Below are 22,978 nucleotides of genomic sequence, written 5' to 3'. Positions count from 1 at the left end.
AGTAATCACACTTTGCCAGCCAAGTTCATCAACTGTTTGAAGTTTACGAGATAAATAATGTTGTTGGCGCTGTCAATTTTGATCCACCCTTTTTCATGCAGCTTTTCCATAATTTTGGTAGTTTCTTCAACACCAATTTCTGTTACCTCTGCCAAATCTTTGAAGGGAATGTTAAAAATTTCCTTTCCAAAATTCGATTCTTGACCATAGCTTTCGCCTAAAGTGACAAGGGTATGGGCGAGTTTGACTGCTGGTGGTGAAGACCGCATTTGTAAGCGCAAGTTAATTTGCCGCAATCGCCGCACCATAAGTTGTAACATCCGGTGATGTAACTGCGGGTCTTTGAACAATATTTGAATAAAACGCTCTCTGGATATACTCAGTAAATTCACGGAGGAAAGGGCAATGACATCGGTTGAGCGTGGAGATTCATCCAAAATTGCCATTTCTCCAAAGAAATCGCCCCGACCAAGAATTGCCAGAGCTACTGCATCTTCCGCGACGGTACGCCGGACTTTAACCCAACCAGAAACAAGGAAGTAAACGGCGTTACCCCAGGCATCTTCCATTACAACGGCTCGCCCAGATGGGTATTCATGTTCAATTGCAACGTTGAGCAGCCATTCCAAAGTCTGGGGGGTGGCTGTACTCATTAAGGGGAAAAGTTCACTAAAAACCTCAGTCTGCATGAAATATTTGCAAAAAATGGATTCAAGAGCAGGAAACTAACTTTGTCATTATAAATTTGTTTAAACCGTAATCTTATTTAGAATACGGCAGCAAAATTTGTACCTATTTGAGTTTAACTCTCAGGTTAATCGGTCTAAAGTTAGATTACAACATAACAATTCTGTATAAGATTGGAATCAGCGATTTCACTTACAGAACTATGATTTGAGGTTTGTTGGGTAAGCGCTTTTCACTGCTAGTATTTGGATTTGTTGGTCTAAATTTTTTACTAGTTGATTCAGGGCAACTAAAGCCTCTAATTGCTGAGAGTCAAGTTCAGGATTCATGAAAAACCGTTCTTGTAACTCATGCAACTTGAAGCTTAGTTGCTGAGAAATTACTAAGGCATCGTGGCCTAGACGGGTCAATTGTTGTTGTTGATAGAACTTTAATGCTGCTCCTCGCAAGACTTGGAGTGTTGCCTCCTCACCGTAAATTCCCGGTATGACTCGCAAGCGTAATAACAAGCGGTTTTCTTGATATACGTATTCCTTCTCTACCTGTTTTGGTTCTACAAGTGTGGTAACAGGCAAGGAAGCAAACCGTTTTAATTCATTAAGTACTCCTTGGAAAACAGAAAGCGGCAGTTTGTCTAAGATAGACTGCAAAACTCCATTGTCACTCCACAGTATCCTGCCTTCATAAGCTTGTCTTTCTAAATACAGCCGACCAATTCCTCCAGCCAGAATTCGCCCTAGCAATTCTTCTAGTAATTTCTTGGGTGCTAGTGTTGGTAGTACTTCAATAGGATTAAATAGTTCGGGAACTTGCGTGGGCAAAATAGGTAAATTATTTTGTGGTGCTGCAACGGATGTTTCCGGCTCTTGACTCCTCATAGTTTGAGATGATTTATCTAACTCTGGGATAGGAGCCAAGTCTACTCGCTGCCCAGAATGTTGACGCTTTTGTGTCTCAAACACCATCAATATTGATTGCTGATTTGACTCAGAGTCGGCATCTATAGAGAAAATAGGTTTGTCAGCAATGCTAGCTGCACTATTTGTCGGGGAAAAATCTGGCGTTGGCTGATGCACTTGTTTAGCATCTAGCTGGGATGTATTCTTATGGTTGAGGTAGGCTGACAGTATTCTGCGGTGAGCATCGGCTGCGATCGCCTCAATCACCATTGTGCAATTGATATAAGATAAAATGCGACTCACATAATCTAGCGCCTCGCTATCTTGTGGATGAACCATACCTAGCGAGAGGTTTTTTTCTTCTAATCCAAAAGGCAAAATTTGGTGGTAGAGACAAGCTTCAAAGGACAAAAGACTATCAATCAGGTGGAATATTTGCTCGCGTTCCCCTCCTTCCTCCCACTTAGTTTGAGTGGCAGTTAGCATTTGCTGTCCATTTGCTGCGGTATCATTTAGTTCACCTTCTAAAGACAACATAGGTTTGATTGCTTGGTGTTTACTTATATAATATTTTGCCTTTAATTTAGTAGGTAGTTAATAAAGATACGTTGTTAGATTGTTAAAATTTAAATTATATCTACTTAAGTAGACGTAAGTAGAAGATTAATTTCAGATGTAGATTTGCGAAAGGCAGAGGGCACAAGGCTGGAAGTATTAATCAAAACTTTAATTGTAGATATAAAGCCTAATAGTATAAAAAATATATCGAGATACGTAGCATGAGCACAAGACCTCCAAGATCAATCCCATGCTTTTAAGCGTAAGTTTCTTCTACTTTCTGAAGTTTTACTCTAGTTACTGAGATACGAGGAGATGAAAAGACAAAGAGAAGGAACTTGCTATGAATTGTTCCCTGCTCCCCATCTCCTACTTTGATACACTGCCTTGAGCAACTAAATGCCTCACAAGCTACTCCTGAGTTCTTAAAGCTTGGGCTACAAGATAAATTTTTGTCCATTCACCTAGCACTTGATGGGTTTTGAGTTTTAATTGTTGGGCTATTGCTTCTATTGAGTTATCCGCTCTCCGCAAATCTAGAATCTGCCGCCCCAGAGGAGTCAATTTTTCATCAAGTTGCTGCCATTGGTTTTGAGTTAAACCCAAGTTATGTTCTTGCAAGGAAATTGAAAGCCAGCTATCTACTAGTTCTGGTTTACCTTTGAGGGCAAAAACACGCACAGCGTGGTAACTAATTTTTTCTCGCAGACGGTATACTTCTTTAGTCTGCTTATTTAATCTCTGGGCAATTTCTTCTTGGGATTTACCTTGCAAATACAGTCGTAGCCACTCTACTGCATCTTTCCCTAGATTTTCTTGCAAATAATTTTCAAATTCTTTTTGTACTGACTGACGCAGCGCAAGTTGTTCTTCTAGCTGTTGTACTTCTTGATATTCTGCGATCGCCTGACTATCGACTAAGTTAACTCGAGTGTCACTGTCGTCTGTGAGAACTTCTTCCGACACCAGTCGAATTAAGTCACGCCCCGGTACTTGGGTTAAGCCACCGCGCTGAGTGCGACGCAAGTAGTTTACAAATCGATAAGCTAATAGGGGTTGATTGCGTACTGGTCGTAGACAATATTCTTCCACACTGGCAAATAACAGAGCATCCCCTAATCGTCTATCGGTTGTATATTTGGCAATATCAGCCATTTGCTGTTGCATCTGGTTATCGCTTTGCAGTAATTCTTGGAGTACTTCTTGCAGTACATCCATGACGCTGCGCTGGCGATCGCGGCTTAGGGCAACCCAAGTCTGAATTTTATTCCGCAATGTGACTAAACTCCCCAATCGCGTTATCAAGTTCCGATAAGCACGTTCTCGCCCTAGCCCCAAATAGCGTTGACGTAAAATTCTCCAGCGATATTCCATTGCTTGCTTGGCGATATCGAATTCCTTCGGATTAAATAGATCAAAGCGTTTTGAGTCAGATCCCAATAGCCAGAGAATAATACTTTGCCTAGCAGCTTCATTTTGGTCTGGACATTCCGCAGCCAAGCGCTTTCGCCAATCTAGAGCCAGTTGTTCCACATCCCTTGTCATAGTGAGATTGCGCTCCTCGAAACTCAATTTTGAAGTTTGCATCACAACCCCCATTCGTCCCACCTAATTGTTTAATTGGCAACTTGCCAGGATTTCATGAGTTTCATGAAAATAACTCAGTGATTCCACTTTAATTACGTCTTAATTCACTAGATTTATGCAGAAATTTTTATATTTATGTTTTGCTTACAATTTCCAAATGCCCAAAACCCATACCCATGAAGTTTTCAGGGCGATTTTTGTAATTTATACTTTTTGTAAAGTTATAAAAGGGCGTCGGGAATACCCACTCTTTTTAAAGATGGGATGAGAGACGCACCGACCCCGTTGACGGTTGACGATTGACGGTTAACAGTCTTTAGTGTTATAATATCGGGTTTTAAGAGTTGGATGAGCTTAAGTTAAATTTAATAATAATATTTTTCAGTTTATATACGTATAAATCGCTATTCTGGGTAGTAGGGATTGATAAGTAAATTTATCCTTTTTAAGTAGCTTCACCCACAAATGTGTTTCTAATATTGGCAAGTTATTTTATAAGTTTTATATTCCCAAAAATGAATAGTCAACAGTCAATATTGATTTTGACTATTGACTTTGACTGTTGCTTTCCCTGTGCTTCAAAATTTAACTTCTGCAAAATCTAAAAACAGAAAGAATGCAATCGTCTAAAGTTTTGATAGTCAGAAGTCTGACAAGAAACTTTTCTTGAAATTCATTTATGGTAATTTTCTGTTTTGAGTTCCCCCGCAGCAGGTTGAATTTATCGACTGTTTGATCTCACAATGGGATTTTCTACAGATTCTCGATATCCTTGGACTTGTTCTGTGTAAGCAATTGGTAGAACAGCTTCAACGTTTTCATGGGGACGAGGAATAATCACCCAGGATTCTAATGTACCGCCATAAACATTTTCTGCGGCTTCAACGCCAGCAGCCATAGCGGCTTTTACTTCAGAAACATCGCCACGAATATTAACTGTAAAGCGAGCGCTACCTACTCTGATATAACCAACGAGGGTAACTCGACCAGCTTTTACCATAGCATCTGCTGCTGCTAGCACCGCAGGGAAACCTTTCGTTTCAAGTGCTCCAACTGCCTGTAATGACATTATTAATCTCCTGTATGAATAAACGTGGGGGCTACAAATTAATTGTACGAAGCTTCGCTACAAATTTTGATAGCAAAATGGCTTAGAACATGCGGAAAGGTTCTGATTCTTCAGTGAAATGGATTGGTAATATGGTTTCTACATTTTCCGGAGGATTGGGAACGATGTAATGGGTGATTACTGTACCAACCTTTACTTGCTCTCCAGCGACAATTCCGGCTTCAACAGCTCTATTTACTTCAGAAACGTGTCCCCGGACAGCGACTAACAAGCGAGCGCTTTCGGCTTGACCATAATACACAATTGTGACTGCGGCAGCTTTGACCATTGCATCTGCTGCTGCTAAGACACTAGGAAAACCTAAAGTTTCAATTACGCCAACGGCCATTGGCATGGCATTAGCTCCTGGATTAAGGGATAGGCGATATTAATTGTACGTGGCTTTAGTCCCAATTTTGACATTTTGGAAAACTTTTTTTGATGTCATAGTTTTTGGAGGAGTGGGGAGTAGAGAGTGGAAAGTTAGGAATTAGGAGTTAGAAATTAGGAGTTGGAAGTGAGGAGTTAGAATATTTTGATAGCTGCTGGTCTATATTTTATGTATTACAATTAATATTTTGACCTGTTAGTTTGTGTAATTTTGTTGTTGAACGAAATCAGCGATCCGTGGATGCAAGCTAGTACGATAAACTGAAATTTATGTTTCCGAATTTTCTTCCTCAAGCAGTTGGGCAACTGACAGAATCTGCCTCGATCGCACTAGCTCGGAGTATTCAAACTGCTGCGATCACTACTCCTTTAATTAATCAACCAGTTACCACAACCTATGTCAAGCAAGGGAGTGGTGGAACTCCTATTTTATTAATTCACGGCTTTGACAGTTCTGTATTAGAATTTCGACGGCTTTTGCCACTGCTTTCTGGAGATAATGAAACGTGGGCAGTAGATTTGTTAGGTTTTGGGTTTACAGATAGACTCTCAGGAATTTCCTATAGCCCAACTGCGATTAAAACCCATCTTTATTATTTCTGGAAAAGCCTGATTAACCAACCTGTAATTTTGGTGGGCGCTTCGATGGGGGGTGCGACTGCAATTGATTTGGCGCTGACTTACCCGGAAGTTGTAAAAAAGCTGGTGTTAATTGACAGTGCGGGGTTGGCGAATGGTTCACCATTAAGTAAATTAATGTTTCCCCCGTTGGATTATTTAGCAACTCAATTTTTGAGTAATTTGAAAGTACGCGATCGCGTTTCCCGTATGGGATATAAAAATCAAAGTCTTGCCTCTTTAGATGCTCTATGTTGTGGCGCATTACATCTACAAATGCCCAGTTGGAATCAAGCTTTGATTACTTTCACTAAAAGTGGTGGTTACAGTGCTTTTAGATTTAAGAAAGTATCACAAATTGTGCAACAGACGCTAATTTTATGGGGAGATTCCGATAAAATTTTGGGTACTAAGGATGCCATGAGGTTTAAAAGAGCAATTCCACAGAGTAAACTCGTCTGGATTCCCAATTGTGGCCATCTTCCACACCTGGAACAACCGCAAATTACCGCACAGCATATTTTAGATTTCCGAGTTTAAATGTAGTTCAAACCCAAGAATACTGATGCATTTACTGCAACTGATTAGATGTATTTAGGGAGAACGTGTTGAAACAGCAAGATTACGTATCAAAGTAGCATAAGTATCAATAGTTCTCCTGTAACGCTGAACTGTAAAGTTTTTGATTTATTGCTAATGGTTTCTGTCAAAGCTACTATTTTTCTCTTTATATAGTGTTATTTTCACATAATTTTAGGGAACTCTGTAGCTAGAGCGATCGCAAACCTGTCTTTCAAACAGACAGGAGTTCATAGAGTAGATTTAAAAATTTACTAAAAAGTCAGTTTGTAGAGAAGCTATGAGAATAGAGAGAAATAATAGCTTGGATACCTTAAAAGCATTAAGCATTGCTTTTGTTTTTATCTGGCATTTACGACCATTTCAATTTCTTATAAATGATTCTACTGATATTATTGTATTTGTTATTGCTAAAATTTTGAGGGATTTGGAACTGCAATTATCTTTAACAGCCGTTCCGATATTTTATATTGTTTCTCTTTACTTATTTTTTCAAAAATCAGATGGTGTAAAATACTTTAAAAAAAGAATTACTAAGCTAATTAAAATTTATTTATTTTGGGTGATTGTTCAAAATGTATTTTTTATTATAGCTACGAGAGAAATACCTAGTTTTTCATGGCAAATCATTATAGGTTTAGAACCAAGCTTACCAATTGTTGGTGATTCAGTTTTCTATTTTTTATTTAATCTAATTTGCTTGACAATTTTAGCCTTTTTATATGAACTCATAAAATCAGATTCTTTAAAAAGAATTATATCTTGTACAGTAATAATATTTTGTTTACTTTATTTTGAAGCCTGTTGCTTGCTAAATTCGAGCATTCCTTATCATTGGCTAATAAATTTTGTTATTTATATTCCCATCGCTTTTTACTTAGTTAAATTTCCTGAAAAATTGTTAAATTTCAAATTTTATTACCTAATTGCATTTATATTGTTTTCGTTCCATGACATTTATTTACGTACATTTGAGTATTACTCAAGCATTTATGGAAGAATTGCCATTATTTTTGGAGCCATAACTATTTTCTGTTATGTTTATTCTCGAAAAGAAATAGATGAGAATTTACTAGTACAAAAATTATCTAAATACTCTCTTGGTTTATTTTCATTACATAAATATTGGCAATACTTATTCTTCTTGCTAGTTAAACATTATCAAATTGGCATAAATACAGGATTTTTCGGAACTCCTTTGAGTAAAATATTTATAATTGAAGGATTTTTTGTTGTATTTTTTACTATTTTTTCAATTTATTTATTGAGGTTAACTTCTTTAAAGCAGTTTATCACTTAGAAAGTAGGCTTTATCTGATTGACTGACTCTAGTATATTGTGGCAGAAGTTTGTCTAACTTTGACAAGGGGCAAAATCCCCTTGTCTGGTTAATCGTAGCTGGATTTGCACCAAGCTTTACTAGTCAAGCAACCACATCTCATTAGAACTTTCAGGATACTCATTTGGTTGATTTTGTGGTTGATTTTGAGCTAGTGATTGCGATGACCGATGTGATTTTTTGTAGTTAAGTGGATTGTAGTGGTCTTTTACTGGTTTTATAGCACTAGTTTCTTTTGCAACACTACCAGCATAATCATCTGGTTGATTTTGAGCTAGTCTTTCTGATGAAAGATGTGATTTTTTGTAGTTATATGGATTGTAGTGTTCTTTTACGGGTTTTATAGCACTAGTTTCTTTTACAGCTACAGCAAGTTTAGAATTATCTTCTGCTGTTTGTTTTAAAGCATTAATTTCTTCTATAAGCTTGGAATTAGCTTCTGCTAGTTGCAGTGCTGTTTTTTTTGTTTCGTCAAGTTCTTTTGCTACTTGTTGCGCTAATGATTTTTGTTCAGATGCTAATGTTTTTTGTTTAGATAGTTTTGATTGCAAATCAGCAATTTCCTGCTCTAAAGATGCTTCCTTTTTATGGCTTTCTTCTAAATTAGTTGTCAACTCTTTGACAGTTGCTTCTAAATCAGCCTTAGTTGGGCTTGTGCGTTTAGTAGAATTTGGTTCAGGCGTTTGTGCTGAGGATTCCTCATCAGATGAAGCCTGTTGTTCAGCAATTTCTTCTGCTGTAATTTCAATCGCAGATTCGCCTTCTGGGGGTGTAAATTTTTGCGCCTCTTCTTGTAGTAAGTCAGAGAGACTTTGTTTCCTAGCCATTATTATTTTCTCCAATCACGCTGTAATTCATCAGCTGCACGGCGGTAGTCTAATTCCGCCTCCCGTGCATTACTTCCTCGCCATTGACTAATCGCTACACCCTCAAGTGCCGCTCGTTCATGAGCCTTATAAGCACGGATAAAGGTATTACAAGCAGGAATACCTAATCGAGTCAGAGTGTTTTTTGCTTCTAGTGCTTCCCCCATACTGCGCGTATCAACTTTGGTAAGCAGTACCCGATGGGGAGTTCCCACGGGAATGACGGCTTCCTTCACTGTTTCCACGAGGATAGCTAAATCCATTGCGGCTGGGGGTGTAGGCAAAACTAGATAATCTGCGATCGCAACTACCGCCACTAATGCTTCAGAGCGCAGCGCGGGAGGCGTATCTACTACTACTAAATCGTAACCTGTTATCTTTTGTAAATCACCTAAAAGTGTGGGATCTGTTTCTTGAGATAAGTCAAATCCCATTCCCTGCTGACTGCGCCCAAACCACCAACTGGCAGAACCTTGAATATCTGCGTCAATCAGCAGTACCTTTTTTTTCTTCGCAAAGTTTGCAGCCAGATTTATTGAGGTAGTCGTTTTACCGACTCCTCCTTTACCGTTAAGAATAGCGATGATTTTTGGCACTGCTTACTTCCGATGCGGCCCTATACCATTTTAGATTTTGAAAGAGGTAGTGGTAATCGCTTTAGGCGCTCCATTTGTCGAAATCATTTTTTAAATTGCTATTACAAGAATATACCGCTTTATGTGACCCTCAAAAACATGAAAACTCGTAACAATAAAATTCAGAAGCTATCAATTCCCCAAACTCCGATGACAGCAACTTACAATCTGCCCGATGGGCCTCAAATGCCGCGCTGGCTACGGATGATCAAATTTATTAATCAGCCACTGAAATATGCGGATGATTTTGCCAAAATTTATGGCGACACTTTTACTATCAGAAGTAGTAACTCTGATAACCATATTGTGTACTTTAGTGAACCCCAAGCACTGGAGCAGATTTTTACTGCTGATTCCAGCCATTTTGAGGTTGGTAGGGGGAACATAGGACTAAAATTTTTGCTTGGCGATCGCTCCTTTATGTTAGCGGATGGCGATCGCCACCAGCGCCAACGGCAACTAGTAGCTCCTCCATTTCACGGCGAAAGGATGCGTGCTTATGGTCAGGATATCCAAACAATAACCCGACAGGTGAGTAATCAATGGCAAATTGGCAAACCTTTTAAGATCCGCGAGTCGATGCAAGAAATTACTTTGCGTGTTATCCTACGGGTTGTATTTGGTTTGGATGAGGGAGAGCTTTTTGAGGAACTTAGGCGATCGCTAAGTGACTTACTAGACTTCATTACTTCGCCCCTAATGTCCAGCACCTTGTTTTTCGGGTTCATGCAAAAAGATTTTGGTGCGTGGAGTCCCTGGGGTCGGATTTTGCAAAAACGGCAAAAAATTGATCAACTTATCTATACTCTGCTGCGAGAACGTCGGGCTGAATCTGATCAGAATCGCCAAGATATCCTAAGTTTGATGATGGCTGCTCGTTACGACGATGGCCAAGAGATGTCAGATGAAGAATTACACGATGAGTTAATGACATTGCTAGTAGCAGGACATGAAACTACCGCTTCTGCATTAACATGGGCTTTTTACTGGATTGATGATTCTCCAGAGGTGCATGAGAAGTTACTACGGGAACTCAACACCATTGGAGTTAACCCCGATTTGAGTAGTGTGGCTAAATTGCCCTATTTGACAGCAGTGTGCCAAGAAACATTGCGAATTTACCCAATTGCTATGAATGCTTTCGTGCGGATTGTGAAGGCTCCGATTAAAATTATGGGTTACGAACTGCCAAAGGGGACGGCAATAGTCCCCAGCATTTATTTAGCGCATCATCGGGAAGAAATCTACCCACAATCCAAGCAGTTTAAACCAGAACGCTTTTTAGAACGACAATATTCACTATACGAATATTTACCCTTTGGTGGCGGTAATCGTCGCTGTATTGGGTTGGCATTTGCCCAGTATGAAATGAAAATCGTCTTGGCAACTATTTTGTCAGAATTTCAACTATCGCTAGTGAACAAGCGTCCTGTGCGTCCTGTGCGCCGTGGGTTAACTATAGCCGCACCGGCCGGAATGCGGATGGTTGCTACACCTCAAGTTAAGCGTGCGAATACAGCAGCGTTAGTCTAGCTGACATTTTGCACCATTTTCAACAACCGCTTTAAGATTTATTTTGATAAGGTGTTACGCATTTAACTTGAACATTTAGATAAAGGCTGATGACCGATGATTGATGACTGATAACCGTTAACCGTCAACAAGTTAACGACTATACAATTTAGGCACGCATCAGCTTAATTTGTGTGTACACCGTAGCCCATAAAAATTGTAGAGACGCCAATTTAAAAGCGTCTCTACAAAAGTGTTTATTGGAGTACTAATCAAAATGCCTGTACGAATAGATGGCAGACTAATTAAAAAGGAATAGCTCTCAGAAAGCCACCAGCTAAGTTGAGCGCGAAGAAAGCTAAGATTGGAGAAAAATCCATACCGCCTAATGGGGGAATAATTGAGCGGAATAGATTCAAATAAGGGTCGGTTATCTGGGCTAAAGCAGCAAATGGCTGATTATACCAGTTGATTTGCGGAAACCAGGTCAACAAAACCCGGATAATTAGCAAATAGCTATAAAAGGTGACAAAGGTAATTAGTGTCGTAATGAGTAAACTCATGGATAGCTTTTCCTACTACTAAGTGTCAAATGCGGTCTTATCTTTAATAATTTTAATTTAGTCCATGTCATGGTGTTCGCGGATTTAGCACTTACCACACTTGACATTTTCACCACGCCTGAACATACCTCAGGAGTCTTTAGTGAGGGAGCGATCATTGCTTGCTTGGGGTGAACCGCCATTAACATTTCCCAGTTGCTTTCGCACATCATCAATTGTGGCATTTAGCTGGGCAATTTTATCTTCTAGCGATCGCCTAGCCGTTTCTATGCCAATGCTCTCGCTTTCTGAGGCTTTCATCTGACGTCGCTTTGCTGCTACTTTCTTCGCTTCGATTTGACTATCCGTCAGTTCTGTATCCTCCTCTGCTAGCAACTCTGGATCGCGTCGAGAAGCAATCACTGCTCCTATGACACCGCCAAATACGCCACCAACAAATGCCCCTGCTAAAAAACCACTGGCAAAACCATCACGCTGACTCATATCTTTACCGCCTTCAACAAACCTTGCAACTTTATACAGTAGTTATGCTATTTTCCTGCCCTAGCTGCATACTAGCTTAAGTCCCAAAGATGCGATCGCCTGCATCTCCTAATCCCGGTACAATATATCCCTTGCTGTTAAGTGTTTCGTCAATAGTAGCAGTGTAAATTATTAGACCTGGATAAGCCGCACTCAGTTTTTGTAAAGCTGGTGGAGCCGCCACTACACAAACAATCCGGGTCAAACCTGGATCAGCGCCCCGTTGTGTCAATTCTGCCATTGTCGCCATGATCGACCCTCCTGTTGCCAACATTGGATCGGTAATTAACACTCGTGTTTGAGGGTCAAATTTTTCTGGTAACTTGTTCAGATAACAATGAGGTTGCAGGGTTTCTTCGTCTCGCGCCAAGCCAAGATGGTAAATCGAAGCTAAAGGCAGTAAAGTCTGCGCTCCCTCAAGTAATCCTAGTCCAGCCCGCAGAATCGGCACTACTGCTACTGGGATCTGCGGATCAATCACGGTTGCCGGACAGGTATCTAAGGGACTTTGCACCACTGTTTCTTGGGTCGGCAACCAGTCTCGCGCAGCTTCATAAGTCAGCCATCTTCCCAACTCAGTCATGGCACTGCGAAATAATACTGAAGGAGTGCCTGCATCACGGGCAACTGCCAGCCAGTGTTTGATCAGGGGATGGGGTGGAACATAAACGCGCAATTGTAGCGTCATAGCCAGAAATAGGGGCTTTTTGATTGTATAAGAACTGAAACACCATAATACTCTTTCCTGCATCCGGCTGACAGCTAATAATTGACGCTATCAATTTTATTGATAAAAATTTTCATTAATAGTTGACATTAATTCTCAATCAAGGCTATATTGTTATACAGTGTTCTCCTCTCTTTTAAGGATCGGCAGACGGGATTAGTCAGCAGTAGCAGGCTCGTCCCTCTTTTTTTTGATTAGTCATTTGTCCTTTGTCATTGGTCATTAGTTAAATTAAATATTGATTGACTCTAGATAAAAAACAAATACTTTTTTTTCTACGTTCGCGCAGCTTTCGCTTTAGCGATACGCTCATTACAAAGGACAAATGACAAATGACAAATGACGCGATCGTAATTGGATCTGGGATTGGCGGATTAGTAACAGCAACTCAGTTAGCAGCGAAGGGAGCGAAAGTGCTGGTATTAGAACGTTATTTAATTCCAGGTGGTAGCGCTGGTTATTTTGAACGCCAAGGCTATCGATTCGATGTTGGCGCATCAATGATTTTTGGATTGGGACAAAATGGCACTACTAACTTACTCACCCGCGCTTTGTCAGCTGTGAATGTTAGCCAAGAAGCGATCGCAGATCCGGTACAGATTCACTATCACTTACCCCAAGGTCTAGACCTGAAGGTTGACCGGGTTTATGAAAAATTTTTGCAAAATCTTACTGCTCATTTTCCCCATGAAGAAAAGGGGATTCGTCGCTTTTATGACGAATGCCAAAAAGTATTCAAGTATCTCAACAGCATGGATTTGCTGTCGCTGGAAGAACCTCGGTATTTACTGAGAGTATTTTTCCAGCATCCTTTGGCGTGTCTCGGTTTAGCTAAGTATCTGCCCCAAAATGCCGGAGATGTGGCGCGGCGTTACATTAAAGACCAGCAATTATTGAAATTTATTGATATGGAATGTTATTGCTGGTCGGTAGTTCCATCAGACATGACACCAATGATTAATGCTGGGATGGTCTTTTCTGACAGGCATTATGGCGGAGTTAACTATCCTAAAGGTGGGGTGGGACAAATTGCTCAAAAACTGGTGGACGGTCTAGAGAAAGCTGGAGGTAAGATTCAATACCAAGCTAAAGTCACGAAAATTCTTACAGAACACGGGAAAGCGATTGGTGTGCAACTGGCGAATGGTGAAGTATATCACGGTAAACGCATAGTTTCTAATGCTACACGCTGGGATACATTTGAACAATTACTACCAGCAGAAGAAATGCCAGATAATGAGAAAAAATGGCAACAGAATTATCAAAAATCTCCCAGCTTCTTGAGTTTGCATATCGGGGTAAAAGAGTCAGTTTTACCTGCGGGGACAGAGTGCCACCATATTTTGCTGGAAGATTGGGAAAAGATGACAGCAGCAGAAGGCACAGTTTTTGTATCGATTCCCACCTTGCTTGACCCAGATTTAGCACCAAGTGGATATCACATCATTCATGCTTTTACTCCTCACTGGATTGATGATTGGCAAAAACTTTCTCCGAGTGAGTACGAAGCGAAGAAAGAAAAGGCGGCTTGGCGAATTATTGACCGCCTAGAGAAGATTTTTTCAGGCTTAGATGCTGGATTGGATTATCTGGAGGTGGGGACACCCCGCACCCATCGCCGCTTTTTAGGTCGTCAGGATGGCACTTATGGGCCAATTCCCCGGCGCAAGTTGCGGGGGTTATTAAGTATGCCCTTTAATCGCACAGTTATTCCAGGACTTTATTGTGTAGGGGACAGCACCTTTCCAGGTCAAGGATTGAATGCAGTTGCTTTTTCTGGGTTTGCTTGCGCCCACCGAATTGCCGTAGATTTAGGATTTTAACGCAATAGGCTTGGGTTGCTTTTGAATCGATATTAGATTAGATAATTGTGATTTTATTGGCTGCTTTCGTAGCTTTTTCCCTAGCCTTTTGGACATCAACATCTTTCGCTAAAGCTACGCCCATTCGCCGATATGGATGAGCATTAGGTTTACCAAATAATCTAATATCTACATCTTTTTCTGACAAAGCATCGGCTACACCACTAAAAGCAATAGAATCAGATTTTTCGGAAGCTAGAATGACGGCACTAGCTGATGCTCCTAGCTGTTCTATATGAGGAATTGGCAAGCCTAAAATAGCTCTTAAATGTAGTTCAAATTCATTGAGATTTTGTGAGATTAATGTCACCATTCCTGTATCGTGAGGTCGGGGAGAAAGTTCAGAAAAAATCACTTCGTCTTTGGTAATGAAAAATTCAACACCAAAAATTCCGGCTCCTCCTAAAGCATCAGTAACTTTTATGGCTATTTCTTGAGCTTTTAATATCTTGTCGTCAGAAATTTCTGCGGGTTGCCATGATTCTTGATAATCACCTCTTTCTTGGCGATGCCCAATAGGGGAACAGAAGATTGTTGGTGCATTCCACTGTTTAATTGTTAGTAAAGTTATCTCAATTTCAAAGTTAATAAATTCTTCTGCAATGACTTTTTGACTATCACCTCTAGAATTAGCAATCGCATAATTCCAAGCCTTATCAACTTCACTTTTATCCTGTACTACAGACTGACCTTTACCAGATGATGACATCACAGGTTTAACAACATTAGCAAACCCAATTTCATCAGAAACTTTAATCAATTCTTCTAAAGTTGTAGCATAACCATATTTAGCTGTTCTGATGCCTAATTCTTGATGCGCTAGTTCTCTAATTCTGTCGCGATTCATTGTATAGTTAGTAGCAGCCGCAGTCGGTATAACTGTAATCCCTCGCTGTTCAAATTCGATCAGTTTTTCTGTTCTGATCGCTTCAATTTCTGGTATAATAATATCTGGCTGGTGTTTTCTCACTACAGCTTCTAAATCATCAGCACTGAGCATAGAAATAACTTCATAAGCATCAGCAACTTGCATCGCGGGAGCATTGGTGTAGCGGTCAACAGCAATTACATAATTACCAAGACGTTGAGCAGCGATCGCAAATTCTTTGCCTAGCTCTCCTGAACCCAGCAACATCAATTTTTGGGGCAACTTAATACTCATTAACTTATCCACGTCAATCTCAATTTAATAATCTTATAATTTTGTGTGTTTTAATTATCATTTCTTTAAGAATTAAATCTAGCTCCGCGTAGTTGTAAATCTTGACGTTGCAGCTGAGTTAAACCAGTACCTACGCCAAGTTGACAATTATCTACTAAAGTCTCTAACCAAATAGTCTCGTTAAGAGTTGCACCTCGTAAATCGGCATTTCTCAAGTCAGCTTTCGTAAAATTTGCAAATAAGAGGTCTGCATTGACTAAACTACTACCTTGTAGATTTGCACCTGACAAATTCCCTCGAATGAAGTTTACATCATCTAAAACTAAACCAGATAAATCTGCTCCAATAAGATTAGGAAACTTTACCTGATTGGGATATTCAAAAAACCGCATTATACAGATTATATTTGCTTCATTTAGTCGCATTTTGATTAAAAACTCATAACGAGCTATACCAAGTTGCTTAAGAATCTGTAGACGTTGTGAAGAACTTTGTTCTAAAAACTCAATGGCTGTATGGCGTAGGCCTTGAGTTGGCAGATTTAGCATTATTGTCAAATTGTAATGATACTTATGCTAATGAAAAGTTTAACCTTAATGCAAGAACCCCGACTTCTCAAACAAATCGGGGTTCTAATAGATAATTACTTATTTAGTACAGCGTGGCGGAAATAAACAACCCATTCTAAATCAACTAAACGCCTATGTTGTATTCATTTTGACTTTTGATTTTTGACTTCTGCCTTGCGGTACTAGCGTCCTGCTAATAGTGCTTTTGTAGCAGATTCGCCTGCTAATCTCACCTGTTTTGTTAACTGGAAGTTTAACAACGCTAGAACACTCAACTCAGCTAGGAATGCCATAAAAATTGTTGTTGCTCCAGAGTATTGTATTGCAGCCCAAGGAAAAGTTGAAAACAGCCATACAGTAGGATACTTCCACGAGGATATGCCAAGAAATCCTAGAATCATTGGTGGTAAGAACGATACCACGCCTATAGTACCTATTGCCCAGAAAGAACGTTTGGGAGTTTTTTGCAAAAGTATTAATTGGGCAATTGTAGCATAAATCATGATTATGCTGACAGACAAAGCTACAGCTAAAAGTACTTTAAACGCGCCAATATTACTATTTAGCCAATTGTCTGTATAGAAAACAGATGTAATTAAAATCCAGACTAGCAAAGGGATAATAACAATTACCAGATTAATAGCGATCGCCACAAGTGCAGGGCTTTTTTCAGCCCAAATTAGATCCTGCCAAACACTCTTGCGGCTAGAAACTTCCTGATGTCGATATCTTGCCCAATCTTGTACATCTTGACGATGAGGGGAAAGAATAGCAATCAAACTGAAAATTAACCCCAAGTTGTATATTGCCAGAAAAATTAAATTTGGCTCAAACTGTCCGTAAAAGTTGGAACTATTTTGCCAATTTTGTAAGCTAAATCCCCAGATCATCACCTGGCAAAAAGCTACTAATAAATAACTTTGTCCCTTGCTGATGATTGAAGCTTGAGGATTACGAAAGCAACGTTTTAGAGCTTGTAATATTCCATAACTGCACAATCCCAAGTTTAACAAATGGAAACTAACAACACTAACAATATTTTCCCCTAATGGTAAAAAGAAAAACTCCAAGTTTTTCACTTGAGAGCCATTATATATACGTGTCAAGTTAGGGAAAAGATAATTGATTGTATCCCAAGGGGCGAAAAGCCTTAACCAAGCAGTTGAATTATTTAAACCGTTGCTAGAATACGATGCAAATTGTATTGTTATGAACAAGAAAAGCAAAACTGCACCGCTACCTAACCAAGGTTGAAAACCGCTAAACCAACGGCTTACTAAACCAAATGCTAACGCGGTGCTGTAGAAGAAAATACAGCTAGCTGCAAGAATTGCGTAGTAACTCAAAATGTAACTAAAGGTAATTCCGGCAGAATTTCCAGCCCACAAGTGTAAAGGAATTGCTGCTAAGAGAACGAGATAAATTAAACTCGGAACCCCTACCAACTTCCCAGTCAATATACTTGTTTCTGATTGAGGACTGAGACGGATAAAATTCAGCGTACCGCGAGTTTCTTCTTTAACTAAATCATTGATGAGCAAATAAGTTCCTGCAACTAAGAGGGTAAATACAAAAATTACACTCAAAGAGAGGAATATATATTCCCAGTGATCTCGCCACCACAACTGCCAATCAATTTCATTTGCCGGACAAAAGTTCTTTGAGAGGAAATAATTAAAATCATCAATTTTAGTTTGATTTGATTGCTGGTAAAGCTGGTTTTGGCGCGGTTCATATAATTGGCGCAAACGACAGTATGTAGCAGTTAGCGAGTATTCATCATTAGGAAACTCGCGTAATTGATATAGAAAAACTACCATTTGTAGAAGTAGAGATGTAGCAACTGCGATCGCGACATTAAAAAATTTCAGCCGTCCTTTGAGTTCTCGGAATAGTTGCGGATTCCAATCGCCGATTTTGTCTACTAAATTGACCATCATAGGAAAAAGTTCTCCAAAAATGGGGAGTGATATTTATTGACGAATCAAGATGCTTGTTTGTGACCTAATTTTAAGAAAATAGTTTCTAAGTCTTCTTGTGTGCAGTGAAAATCAGTCAGGGGAATCCCTGCTTTAATGAGCGATCGCAACAACTCAGCACTATCTTCATCTTTGCCCGAAAAATTCACCCGGACGCTGTTTTTCCCTGATATCACCTCCCACTCTTCTACTAAATGATGATGTTTTAATTCCCTTAATAGTGCTTCTAGGTTCCCCAGAGTTGATATCACAATTTGCTGATGGGCAAGACGTTGATAAAGTTGCTGTAAAGAGGTACTTTCTACCAAAAAGCCAAGTTCCATAATTCCCACAGAAGTACAGAGTTCAGCTAAATCACTGAGAACGTGGGAAGAAATGATTACAGTCATCCCAGCTTCTTGCAAAGCCTTGATGATTTCACGAAAGTGCATCCTAGCAATAGGATCAAGCCCAGAAACAGGTTCATCTAGGAGTAGTAAAATCGGTTCGTGGATTATGGTTCGCGCTAAACTTAAGCGCTGTTTCATTCCCCTCGACAGGGTAGAAATGCGACTATTGCGTTTATTACCAAGTTGGATTAGTTCTAAAACTTCATGTAAGCGTTGAGTGCGGCGTGGTTCTCGTAAACGATAGAGACGCGCAAAATAATCTAGGTAATCCCAGACTGTCAGATCCTCATACAGTGGGTAGTCATCGGGTAAGTAGCCAAGACGACGCTTAAGTTTGGGATTACTCTTGTCACGGAGTAAGCGATCGCCATTAATATAAATCTCACCCGTAGTTGGTTCCTCAGCAGTTGCCAACATTCGGATGAGAGTTGTTTTACCCGCGCCATTGGGCCCAATTAGTCCATATACTTCCCCCGCCTGGATTTCTAAATCAACATCATTGACAGCAACGTGTCGGTCGAATTGCTTAGTTAGTCCACGGGTGCAAATTGCTAATTCTTTTACCATCGCTGCTGGGGTGCGGCTTGTGATTAACAGTTAACCTAACCTTTTTCTACAACTTCTGTCAGGCTGGTTTCGGAAATTGAAACTGGCTTTATATAAAGCTGCTTTTAGTCATGGGCATTATTTACCACTATCTTCACTAAAGTTTTAAACAATAGCAATTATTAAGTTTTGCTACAGGGGAATACTAAAGCTAGAAATCTCTATGTTTTCTCAGTTAATTAGGTAAAACCTGTATGGATTTTGAATCAATTATGAATATGCCTGCGATCGCGCAAGCTATTGCTTATGCTATTGAAGATGGTAGGCAATGGGGATTATCTTTTGCCAACAATTTTTATTGGGTAGGTAATAGAGATAATATTGCAAACCTGATGATATTAGAGTCAACCGCTTGGTCGGTAGGCAACGGTATTTTCAGTGGATTCATAGGGCTAGCCGGAATACCCACTGATATTGCTATTACGTTGTATTCCAAGGTAAGACTAGCATCAGCTCTTTTTGCCCTTTATGGTATTGATACAAGAAGCGAATCTGCACAACTACTAGTTTTAGCTGCTGCGGCTGGAGTGAGTGTATGTGAACTGGCTAATCAATTAGGAACTCAAGTGGGATCACAAGCTATTCAAAAAACTTTAATCTCCATTCCTGGTAAAACTTTTGCTGAGATAAACAAAGCTTTAGGAATTCAGCTAATCTCCAAAGCAGGCGAGAAAACTTTAGTCAACGTAGCAACAATGATGCCTTTTATCGGGTCGGCGGTTGGTGGTACGGTAAATGGGGTAATGATGAATGCTTGCGGATATTCAGTGGTTGCCTTCATCCATACTTGGAAAAGGTTATAAAGTAAGGTGGTATTTGTAGCGATTATCTGGATTGTTAAGTCTAAGCGATCGCTACTAGATAACAGTTTTTTTATACTTTTGGTCTTGCTTATGCTGTTCTCGCGTCTGAGTCAACTTACTCACATCTATCATGCTGTTGTCGCCCTTCCTCAATACTGACGAAGATTTCTTCAAGAGTGATATCTCCTAATATTTGATCTCTATCTCGCGTATAGTCTCCACTACCCATCTCAAATTGCTGCATAAATCGCGCCATTCCAGCAGGACCAAGAGCCTTAGTCAGGGCTTCTATTCCTAGTCGCCTAATCTCAGCCTGAGAAAGTTTAGTCACGTCTATCATCTGTCACCTCCATTACCCAATGAAGTGGGTTTTCTACTTTTACTTGTAACAAGTTCCTGCACCTTGCTGCCAAACGCAACATTCTATCATCAGTGGTTAGCAGAATATCCGCATTTCCTACTTCTGCACAAGCGATATGCAAAGCATCATAATTTTTAAACCCTAATTCATTCAGTTCTCTTGCACGAGATTTAACCTGTTCAGTCAAACTTACTTTGATGATTACAGAACCAGTCCAAAGCTTCATCTGTCGTTTTCTATCAGTGTCTGGAGTACGTTTAAGTTCATTATCAATGGCGTCACTTACAAGCATTTGCCATTCACCACTCTGACAACGAGCCAAAATCAGCCTTACCGCCTCAGCTTCTAAAAAAATCCGTTCTTGTGTCTGGTCATCAAAAGGGCGATTCAGACAACATACATCTAAATAAATTAAAAACTCCATAGGTACATTTTGCTAGGTATGATATTTAATCTGCAAGCATTTACCTAGTAATAATCAGCTATGACCCAGAACTACCGCATTACTCTACTCCCCGGCGATGGCATTGGCCCTGAAATTATGGCAGTGGCGGTAGATGTGCTGAAAGTCGTAGGGAAGCAATTTGATTTGAAGTTTGAATTCCAAGAAGCCCTCATTGGTGGTGCAGCAATTGACGCTACAGGTGAACCCCTACCATCTGCTACTCTAGATACTTGCCGTAACAGTGATGCTGTGTTGCTTGCTGCGATTGGTGGTTATAAGTGGGATTCCTTGCCATCCAATTTACGCCCAGAAGCAGGTTTGTTAGGACTACGTGCAGGTTTAGGATTATTTGCCAATTTGCGCCCAGCGAAAATTTTGCCCCAGCTAATCGATGCCTCGACTTTGAAGCGGGAAGTTGTGGAAGGCGTGGATATTATGGTGGTGCGTGAACTCACAGGTGGGATTTACTTCGGTAAACCCAAAGGGATTTTTGCCACAGAAACTGGTGAGAAACGTGGTGTAAATACAATGGTTTACACTGAGTCTGAAATTGAACGTATTGGGCGCGTGGCGTTTGAAGCGGCAAAAAAACGCGGCGGAAAACTTTGTTCGGTAGATAAAGCGAACGTATTAGAAGTATCTCAGTTGTGGCGCGATCGCATCACCCAACTTAGTACCGAATATCCAGATATCGAACTCTCTCATTTATATGTAGATAATGCTGCTATGCAGTTAGTACGCGCTCCAAAGCAATTCGACACCATAGTTACAGGCAATTTGTTTGGCGATATTCTCTCTGATGCTGCCGCCATGCTTACAGGTAGTATTGGAATGTTACCCTCAGCTAGTTTGGGCGCTTCTGGGCCTGGTGTGTTTGAACCAGTCCACGGTTCTGCCCCAGATATTGCTGGACTTGATAAAGCTAACCCTCTGGCACAGGTTTTGAGTGCAGCGATGATGTTGCGCTACGCTTTAGACCAGCCAAAAGCAGCAGATAACATTGAAGAAGCCGTATTGCAAGTTTTAGAACAAGGCGATCGCACTGGGGATATAATTTCTCCAGGAAAAAACCTTTTAGGTTGCCGCGCTATGGGCGATGCACTGATTTTAGCTCTTGAAGGAAAATAATTAAATCATGCAACTTGGGCAATTTGGCAACCTTTGCTATAAGTTTCGGGTAGACTAAAGGGAAATCTAGCAATTTAATAACAGTCGATAGTGTACGCATTACGACAAGGTCAAGTAAATTTTACCGCCCCAAAAAACCAATCGCCTTTGATTGATCCCGCCGTAATCAGAGCCGCTGGGCAAATATACTATATTCACTGTGAAGTACATCCCGAAATAGCTGGGCAACCTTCCGGTGTAGCAATTAATCGTGTGACTCTTCGAGGTAAGGTTATTTTTACTAACCAACCAGTTCTTTTACCTCAAGAATGTTTTGTACCCTTAAATCAAATTGAATCGCACATGTATTAGTCATTGGTCATTGGTCATTGGTCATTGGTCATTGGTCGTTAGTCATTAGTCATTAGTCATTAGTTCTCGACAAAGGACAAATGACTAATGACAAAAGACAAAAGATAAACGACAAATGACACAGGATAAATGACAAAGGACAAATGACTGTATGGACATTTTGTTCGCCGTCCTGGCGAGTGTAATAGTCTTTGCTTTGGGTGCATCTATTGGCAGCTTTATCAACGTTATTGTTTATCGACTACCTGCTGGGCTGTCAATTCTTTGGCCGCCTTCTCGTTGTCCCCATTGCTTAAACCAGCTAAAAGCTTATGACAATGTACCAGTATTCGGCTGGATTTCGTTAAGAGGGCGGTGTCGATATTGCAAAAGCAAAATTTCTGTCCGTTATCCTGTGGTAGAAGGGGTAACGGGCATAATTTTTTTATTGGTTTTCTTGGTATTTCAAGTTTCGATTTTAACAATAGGCTATTGGGCTTTTTGTAGTTGGTTATTGGCGCTATCGCTCATTGACCTAGATACAATGACCCTACCCAATCCACTTACTCAATCGGGTTTAGTGATAGGAATTTTATTCCAAATGATGCTTGGTTATCTATCAGAGGGTAAGTAGAACAAGGTGAAAAAACCAAACTATGTAAAGATAAGTAAATACGTACAATGTGTCTACAAAGGTAACAGCGATATGGGCAGCCGTTTAAGGGTATTTCTGACTAGAGAGCAAGATAAAACT

The 22,978-nt window shown here is 40.1% G+C and carries 23 protein-coding genes and 1 pseudogene; 8 read left to right on the top strand and 16 right to left on the bottom strand.

Annotation, left to right across the window (positions count from 1 at the left end; translation table 11 throughout):
* Window positions 1-5: 5 nt before the first annotated feature.
* From H6G96_RS33210 to H6G96_RS33190, 5 genes are all read right to left on the bottom strand, one after another.
* The gene (locus tag H6G96_RS33210) at window positions 6-689 is read right to left on the bottom strand and encodes a Crp/Fnr family transcriptional regulator (RefSeq protein ID WP_190917613.1); all 684 of its coding nucleotides are present in this window, start codon (window positions 687-689) and stop codon (window positions 6-8) included.
* A gap of 198 nt (window positions 690-887) precedes the next feature.
* Entirely contained in the window at window positions 888-2,123 is a 1,236-nt protein-coding gene (locus tag H6G96_RS33205) for a pilus assembly protein PilB (RefSeq protein ID WP_190917611.1), read from the bottom strand.
* A gap of 432 nt (window positions 2,124-2,555) precedes the next feature.
* Complete coding sequence (locus H6G96_RS33200; RefSeq protein ID WP_190917608.1) at window positions 2,556-3,743, bottom strand: HetZ-related protein 2; 1,188 nt, start codon at window positions 3,741-3,743, stop codon at window positions 2,556-2,558.
* 709 nt (window positions 3,744-4,452) lie between these two features.
* Entirely contained in the window at window positions 4,453-4,800 is a 348-nt protein-coding gene (locus H6G96_RS33195) for a carbon dioxide-concentrating mechanism protein CcmK (protein WP_109011757.1), read from the bottom strand.
* 82 nt (window positions 4,801-4,882) lie between these two features.
* Entirely contained in the window at window positions 4,883-5,194 is a 312-nt protein-coding gene (locus H6G96_RS33190) for a BMC domain-containing protein (protein WP_190917606.1), read from the bottom strand.
* A 305-nt stretch (window positions 5,195-5,499) separates the two neighbouring features.
* On the opposite strand from H6G96_RS33190, the gene H6G96_RS33185 reads away from it, so the two are divergent.
* Both H6G96_RS33185 and H6G96_RS33180 read left to right on the top strand, forming a co-directional pair.
* The gene (locus H6G96_RS33185; RefSeq protein WP_190917604.1) at window positions 5,500-6,387 is read left to right on the top strand and encodes an alpha/beta hydrolase; all 888 of its coding nucleotides are present in this window, start codon (window positions 5,500-5,502) and stop codon (window positions 6,385-6,387) included.
* A gap of 319 nt (window positions 6,388-6,706) precedes the next feature.
* The gene (locus H6G96_RS33180; protein ID WP_190917602.1) at window positions 6,707-7,726 is read left to right on the top strand and encodes an acyltransferase family protein; all 1,020 of its coding nucleotides are present in this window, start codon (window positions 6,707-6,709) and stop codon (window positions 7,724-7,726) included.
* A 119-nt stretch (window positions 7,727-7,845) separates the two neighbouring features.
* On the opposite strand, the gene H6G96_RS33175 is transcribed toward H6G96_RS33180, so the two are convergent.
* Window positions 7,846-8,592: a hypothetical protein gene (locus H6G96_RS33175; RefSeq protein WP_190917600.1), complete on the bottom strand. Its 747-nt coding sequence runs from the start codon at window positions 8,590-8,592 to the stop codon at window positions 7,846-7,848.
* Window positions 8,593-8,594: 2 nt separating this feature from the next.
* Window positions 8,595-9,227, bottom strand: a complete 633-nt coding sequence (locus H6G96_RS33170; RefSeq protein ID WP_190917597.1) for an AAA family ATPase — start codon at window positions 9,225-9,227, stop codon at window positions 8,595-8,597.
* Window positions 9,228-9,416: 189 nt separating this feature from the next.
* Between H6G96_RS33170 and H6G96_RS33165 the strand changes: the two genes are divergently transcribed.
* Window positions 9,417-10,799, top strand: a complete 1,383-nt coding sequence (locus H6G96_RS33165) for a cytochrome P450 (protein WP_190917640.1) — start codon at window positions 9,417-9,419, stop codon at window positions 10,797-10,799.
* 284 nt (window positions 10,800-11,083) lie between these two features.
* On the opposite strand, the gene H6G96_RS33160 is transcribed toward H6G96_RS33165, so the two are convergent.
* The 3 genes from H6G96_RS33160 to upp form a co-directional block, all read right to left on the bottom strand.
* Window positions 11,084-11,341 carry a YggT family protein gene (locus tag H6G96_RS33160; RefSeq protein WP_190729636.1) on the bottom strand — a complete coding sequence of 86 codons (258 nt, stop codon included), beginning with the start codon at window positions 11,339-11,341 and terminating at the stop codon, window positions 11,084-11,086.
* A gap of 129 nt (window positions 11,342-11,470) precedes the next feature.
* The gene (locus H6G96_RS33155; RefSeq protein WP_190917595.1) at window positions 11,471-11,824 is read right to left on the bottom strand and encodes a hypothetical protein; all 354 of its coding nucleotides are present in this window, start codon (window positions 11,822-11,824) and stop codon (window positions 11,471-11,473) included.
* Between the two features lie 76 nt (window positions 11,825-11,900).
* Window positions 11,901-12,551 (bottom strand): uracil phosphoribosyltransferase, encoded by a 651-nt coding sequence (gene upp, locus H6G96_RS33150; RefSeq protein WP_190917593.1) that lies wholly within the window; start codon window positions 12,549-12,551, stop codon window positions 11,901-11,903.
* A 371-nt stretch (window positions 12,552-12,922) separates the two neighbouring features.
* On the opposite strand from upp, the gene crtH reads away from it, so the two are divergent.
* Complete coding sequence (gene crtH / locus H6G96_RS33145; protein ID WP_190917591.1) at window positions 12,923-14,413, top strand: carotenoid isomerase; 1,491 nt, start codon at window positions 12,923-12,925, stop codon at window positions 14,411-14,413.
* A gap of 37 nt (window positions 14,414-14,450) precedes the next feature.
* Here the strand turns inward: crtH and purT are convergent, their stop codons facing one another.
* From purT to H6G96_RS33125, 4 genes are all read right to left on the bottom strand, one after another.
* Window positions 14,451-15,614 carry a formate-dependent phosphoribosylglycinamide formyltransferase gene (gene purT / locus H6G96_RS33140; RefSeq protein WP_190917589.1) on the bottom strand — a complete coding sequence of 388 codons (1,164 nt, stop codon included), beginning with the start codon at window positions 15,612-15,614 and terminating at the stop codon, window positions 14,451-14,453.
* A gap of 65 nt (window positions 15,615-15,679) precedes the next feature.
* The gene (locus H6G96_RS33135) at window positions 15,680-16,162 is read right to left on the bottom strand and encodes a pentapeptide repeat-containing protein (protein ID WP_190917587.1); all 483 of its coding nucleotides are present in this window, start codon (window positions 16,160-16,162) and stop codon (window positions 15,680-15,682) included.
* Between the two features lie 203 nt (window positions 16,163-16,365).
* Window positions 16,366-18,123: an ABC transporter permease gene (locus H6G96_RS33130; RefSeq protein WP_190917585.1), complete on the bottom strand. Its 1,758-nt coding sequence runs from the start codon at window positions 18,121-18,123 to the stop codon at window positions 16,366-16,368.
* A gap of 44 nt (window positions 18,124-18,167) precedes the next feature.
* Window positions 18,168-19,118, bottom strand: a complete 951-nt coding sequence (locus H6G96_RS33125) for an ABC transporter ATP-binding protein (RefSeq protein ID WP_190917582.1) — start codon at window positions 19,116-19,118, stop codon at window positions 18,168-18,170.
* A gap of 233 nt (window positions 19,119-19,351) precedes the next feature.
* On the opposite strand from H6G96_RS33125, the gene H6G96_RS33120 reads away from it, so the two are divergent.
* Window positions 19,352-19,960, top strand: coding sequence for a hypothetical protein (locus H6G96_RS33120; RefSeq protein WP_190917581.1), 609 nt, complete (start codon window positions 19,352-19,354; stop codon window positions 19,958-19,960).
* Window positions 19,961-20,075: 115 nt separating this feature from the next.
* Here H6G96_RS33120 and H6G96_RS33115 read toward each other — a convergent pair whose 3' ends face one another.
* Window positions 20,076-20,300, bottom strand: a complete 225-nt coding sequence (locus H6G96_RS33115) for a hypothetical protein (protein ID WP_190917579.1) — start codon at window positions 20,298-20,300, stop codon at window positions 20,076-20,078.
* Window positions 20,284-20,745 carry a PIN domain-containing protein gene (locus H6G96_RS33110; protein ID WP_190917577.1) on the bottom strand — a complete coding sequence of 154 codons (462 nt, stop codon included), beginning with the start codon at window positions 20,743-20,745 and terminating at the stop codon, window positions 20,284-20,286. The genes H6G96_RS33115 and H6G96_RS33110 overlap by 17 nt, the downstream gene beginning before the upstream one ends.
* Window positions 20,746-20,805: 60 nt before the next feature.
* Here H6G96_RS33110 and leuB point away from each other — a divergent pair, with 60 nt between their 5' ends.
* The 3 genes and pseudogenes from leuB to H6G96_RS33095 all read left to right on the top strand — a co-directional run.
* Window positions 20,806-21,894 (top strand): 3-isopropylmalate dehydrogenase, encoded by a 1,089-nt coding sequence (leuB, locus tag H6G96_RS33105; RefSeq protein WP_190917575.1) that lies wholly within the window; start codon window positions 20,806-20,808, stop codon window positions 21,892-21,894.
* Between the two features lie 90 nt (window positions 21,895-21,984).
* Window positions 21,985-22,245, top strand: coding sequence for a hypothetical protein (locus H6G96_RS33100; protein WP_190917573.1), 261 nt, complete (start codon window positions 21,985-21,987; stop codon window positions 22,243-22,245).
* 151 nt (window positions 22,246-22,396) lie between these two features.
* A pseudogene (locus H6G96_RS33095) lies at window positions 22,397-22,849 on the top strand (prepilin peptidase); the annotation flags it as partial.
* Between the last annotated feature and the right edge of the window lie 129 nt (window positions 22,850-22,978).

It is taken from the genome of Nostoc sp. FACHB-892, from assembly GCF_014698795.1.
Classification (GTDB): Bacteria; Cyanobacteriota; Cyanobacteriia; order Cyanobacteriales; family Nostocaceae; genus Nostoc.
The sequence above is the reverse complement of the archived record's forward strand: the minus strand, read 5'-3'. Positions and strand labels throughout refer to the sequence as shown.

Coding starts and splice junctions, on each gene's coding strand:
- H6G96_RS33210 (WP_190917613.1), bottom strand. CDS start 689: ATGCAGACTGAGGTTTTTAGTGAACTTTTCCCCTTAATGAGTACAGCC.
- H6G96_RS33135 (WP_190917587.1), bottom strand. CDS start 16,162: ATGCTAAATCTGCCAACTCAAGGCCTACGCCATACAGCCATTGAGTTT.
- H6G96_RS33165 (WP_190917640.1), top strand. CDS start 9,417: ATGACAGCAACTTACAATCTGCCCGATGGGCCTCAAATGCCGCGCTGG.
- H6G96_RS33125 (WP_190917582.1), bottom strand. CDS start 19,118: ATGGTAAAAGAATTAGCAATTTGCACCCGTGGACTAACTAAGCAATTC.
- crtH (WP_190917591.1), top strand. CDS start 12,923: ATGACAAATGACGCGATCGTAATTGGATCTGGGATTGGCGGATTAGTA.
- H6G96_RS33130 (WP_190917585.1), bottom strand. CDS start 18,123: ATGATGGTCAATTTAGTAGACAAAATCGGCGATTGGAATCCGCAACTA.
- H6G96_RS33155 (WP_190917595.1), bottom strand. CDS start 11,824: ATGAGTCAGCGTGATGGTTTTGCCAGTGGTTTTTTAGCAGGGGCATTT.
- H6G96_RS33160 (WP_190729636.1), bottom strand. CDS start 11,341: ATGAGTTTACTCATTACGACACTAATTACCTTTGTCACCTTTTATAGC.
- H6G96_RS33110 (WP_190917577.1), bottom strand. CDS start 20,745: ATGGAGTTTTTAATTTATTTAGATGTATGTTGTCTGAATCGCCCTTTT.
- H6G96_RS33175 (WP_190917600.1), bottom strand. CDS start 8,592: ATGGCTAGGAAACAAAGTCTCTCTGACTTACTACAAGAAGAGGCGCAA.
- purT (WP_190917589.1), bottom strand. CDS start 15,614: ATGAGTATTAAGTTGCCCCAAAAATTGATGTTGCTGGGTTCAGGAGAG.
- H6G96_RS33190 (WP_190917606.1), bottom strand. CDS start 5,194: ATGCCAATGGCCGTTGGCGTAATTGAAACTTTAGGTTTTCCTAGTGTC.
- H6G96_RS33120 (WP_190917581.1), top strand. CDS start 19,352: ATGGATTTTGAATCAATTATGAATATGCCTGCGATCGCGCAAGCTATT.
- H6G96_RS33115 (WP_190917579.1), bottom strand. CDS start 20,300: ATGATAGACGTGACTAAACTTTCTCAGGCTGAGATTAGGCGACTAGGA.
- H6G96_RS33195 (WP_109011757.1), bottom strand. CDS start 4,800: ATGTCATTACAGGCAGTTGGAGCACTTGAAACGAAAGGTTTCCCTGCG.
- H6G96_RS33180 (WP_190917602.1), top strand. CDS start 6,707: ATGAGAATAGAGAGAAATAATAGCTTGGATACCTTAAAAGCATTAAGC.
- upp (WP_190917593.1), bottom strand. CDS start 12,551: ATGACGCTACAATTGCGCGTTTATGTTCCACCCCATCCCCTGATCAAA.
- leuB (WP_190917575.1), top strand. CDS start 20,806: ATGACCCAGAACTACCGCATTACTCTACTCCCCGGCGATGGCATTGGC.
- H6G96_RS33185 (WP_190917604.1), top strand. CDS start 5,500: ATGTTTCCGAATTTTCTTCCTCAAGCAGTTGGGCAACTGACAGAATCT.
- H6G96_RS33200 (WP_190917608.1), bottom strand. CDS start 3,743: ATGGGGGTTGTGATGCAAACTTCAAAATTGAGTTTCGAGGAGCGCAAT.
- H6G96_RS33205 (WP_190917611.1), bottom strand. CDS start 2,123: ATGTTGTCTTTAGAAGGTGAACTAAATGATACCGCAGCAAATGGACAG.